Source organism: Gelidibacter sp. (assembly GCF_039916245.1).
Classification (GTDB): Bacteria; Bacteroidota; Bacteroidia; order Flavobacteriales; family Flavobacteriaceae; genus Gelidibacter.
On record NZ_JBDSLS010000008.1, the window covers coordinates 1 to 2,695 of the forward strand.

The 2,695-nt window shown below is 38.3% G+C and carries 4 protein-coding genes; all 4 read left to right on the top strand.

Going from position 1 to position 2,695, the window contains the following annotated elements; genetic code table 11:
• The first annotated feature begins 20 nt into the window (after nt 1–20).
• The gene (locus ABIQ28_RS00725; protein ID WP_348034832.1) at nt 21–1,073 is read left to right on the top strand and encodes a type III polyketide synthase; all 1,053 of its coding nucleotides are present in this window, start codon (nt 21–23) and stop codon (nt 1,071–1,073) included.
• A gap of 32 nt (nt 1,074–1,105) precedes the next feature.
• Nucleotides 1,106–1,903 carry an SDR family oxidoreductase gene (locus ABIQ28_RS00730; protein WP_348034834.1) on the top strand — a complete coding sequence of 266 codons (798 nt, stop codon included), beginning with the start codon at nt 1,106–1,108 and terminating at the stop codon, nt 1,901–1,903.
• A gap of 49 nt (nt 1,904–1,952) precedes the next feature.
• Complete coding sequence (locus ABIQ28_RS00735) at nt 1,953–2,414, top strand: hydroxymyristoyl-ACP dehydratase (RefSeq protein WP_348034833.1); 462 nt, start codon at nt 1,953–1,955, stop codon at nt 2,412–2,414.
• 172 nt (nt 2,415–2,586) lie between these two features.
• A partial coding sequence (locus ABIQ28_RS00740) for a beta-ketoacyl synthase N-terminal-like domain-containing protein (protein WP_348034835.1) occupies nt 2,587–2,695 on the top strand: 109 nt, incomplete at its 3' end.

The following is a 2,695-nucleotide window of genomic DNA, read 5'->3' on the forward strand; positions in this document are numbered from 1 at the left end:
AGTGAAATTAGTGTCAAAACATGAAAGTAAAAATAATAACAGTCGCCAAGCAATTACCAAAATACACTCGAGAAACCAAGGATATTATTCCGTATTTGAATTTGTGGTTAACCGGGCAGGAAGAACGCTTTCAACGGAAAGTGATCAAATTGTTTGAGAATGCTGGTGTGGATCGCCGTTACTCTATTATGGATGCTGAGGAAGTTTTTTTAAATAGTTCCTTTCAAGAAAAAAATGATATTTATGTTCGCGAAGTCATCAAGTTGGGCGAACAAGCGCTCTTGAAATCTTTAGAAAAAGCAAAGCTTCAGCCTACTGATATTGACTACATCATCACAGTAAGTTGCACTGGGATTATGATTCCATCTTTAGATGCTTATCTCATCAATAAATTAAAAATGCGCCAGGATATTGTGCGTTTGCCAGTCACTGAAATGGGCTGTGCCGCTGGCGTTTCGGGAATTATTTATGCTAAGAATTTTTTAAAGGCAAACCCAAATAAACGTGCAGCAGTTATTGCAGTAGAATCGCCCACCGCAACTTTTCAACTCGATGATTATTCTATGGCCAACATTGTAAGTGCCGCAATTTTTGGTGATGGTGCGGCTAGCGTGATTTTGTCGTCTTATGAAGATGAAGAAGGCCCAGAAATCCTTGATGAAGCCATGTACCATTTTTATGACGCCGAACAAATGATGGGTTTTAAATTGGTTAATACCGGTTTACAAATGATTTTGGACAAAGCGGTTCCCGAAACTATTTCGAGTCATTTTCCACAAATTGTCCGCCCATTTTTAGAGCGTAATCAAATGACTATTGAAGATGTTGATCATCTTATTTTTCATCCGGGAGGGAAAAAAATTGTTCAAACCGTTGAAGACTTGTTCGGTTCCTTGGGAAAAAATATTGAAGATACCAAAGAAGTGCTTAAATTGTATGGCAACATGAGTAGTGCTACGGTGCTTTATGTGCTAGAACGTTTTATGGATAAAAATCTGCCTGGAGGCGATATCGGATTGATGTTGAGCTTCGGACCTGGATTTTCAGCACAACGCATTTTATTAAAATGGTAACTAATGTGAGTTTCACTGACGTGGGAAATATGATGACTAAGGAATTTGAGGATAAAAATTATTGGGCGCTCATTTTGGGTGGCTCTAGTGGTTTGGGTTTGTCAACGGCTAAAAAGTTGGCGCAACATGGCATGAATATCTGTATTGTCCATCGCAATCCGAGAGCGCAACAAGAAGCTATCGAAATGGAATTTGATAGCATTCGTAAAACTGGGGTGCAATTTAAAGCATTCAATGCAGATGCATTTAAAGTGGAAAAACGCAATGAAATGCTTTCAGAATTAAAAGTGATTTTAGGAGAAAATGGCCGAATTCGCACTTTGGTTCACAGTGTCGCCAAAGGCAATTTAAAACCGATGCTTTCAGAAAATCTGCCCATTTTAAACACGGACGATTTCAATTTGACGATCAACGCCATGGCCATCAGTTTATACGACTGGACGCAAGCAATTTTCAATTCAAATTTGTTTGCTGAAGATGCACGAATTATAAGTTTTACGAGTGAGGGAAATACCAAAGCCTGGAAAAATTATGCGGCAGTTTCTGCAGCAAAAGTAACATTGGAAGCGATTACGCGAAATATTGCCTTGGAATTTGCGCCCTTCGGAATTCGTGCCAACTGCATTCAGGCTGGCGTGACGGACACGGCCTCTTTACGAATGATTCCAGGCAGCGAACAACTTAAAGCCCATTCATGGCAGAGAAACCCCTTTAAACGCCTGACGACGCCAGAAGATGTGGCCAATGCGGTTTATCTGTTGAGTAAAGATGAGGCAACCTGGATTAATGGTTGCGTGATTCCTGTAGATGGTGGCGAACATATTTCATAAAAAATAACAACCTTTCAGGTTTTTAAAACCTGAAAGGTTTCTGAATAAAATGACAAAAGAACAAATCATCAATCTATTACCATATCAACCGCCATTTCAATTTGTGGATGGCCTTGATGTGGTTTCTGATGAAGGCATCACAGGTCATTATATCTTTAAAAAAACCGAATATTTTTATAAAGGACATTTTAAGGATAAACCAATAACACCCGGTGTTATTTTAACCGAGTGTATGGCGCAAATAGGCGTTGTTTGCCTAGGGATTTATCTGATGAAAGATCAAATTTCTGAAAATTTTCAGCCACAAATTGCATTGACTTCAAGTCAAATCGATTTTTATTTACCGGTTTTTCCTGGCGAAAAAGTGACCGTTGTTTCAGAAAAAGAAGTGTTTCGGTTTAATAAGTTGAAGTGCAAAGTGAAAATGTATAATGAAAAAAGAGATTTGGTATGCAGAGGAAGGATTTCGGGAATGATGGATTCCTGCGAAGGCAGGAATCTTGAAGTTTAGAATAACAAAACTACATTTATGAATGATTTGTTTTAATCTATAATATTTTAATATAAACTCAAAGTCTAGTGACCGCTTTCCGTGGAAATAGTTTTAACCAGGGATAAAAGCTTTATAGAATTTAAATTGTAATATTTAATTAATGAGATTCCCACCTTCGTGGGAAGTAAACATGAATAGAGTCGTCATCACAGGAATGGGAGTTGTTGCGCCAAATGGTGTTGGTTTGGAGGTGTTCCAAAATGCTATCAAATCGGGCATTTCAGGAATTACCTTTCATC

Excerpts from the sequence above, each read along its gene's own strand:
- ABIQ28_RS00725 (WP_348034832.1), top strand. The coding sequence starts at position 21 with ATGAAAGTAAAAATAATAACAGTCGCCAAGCAATTACCAAAATACACT.
- ABIQ28_RS00730 (WP_348034834.1), top strand. The coding sequence starts at position 1,106 with ATGACTAAGGAATTTGAGGATAAAAATTATTGGGCGCTCATTTTGGGT.
- ABIQ28_RS00735 (WP_348034833.1), top strand. The coding sequence starts at position 1,953 with ATGACAAAAGAACAAATCATCAATCTATTACCATATCAACCGCCATTT.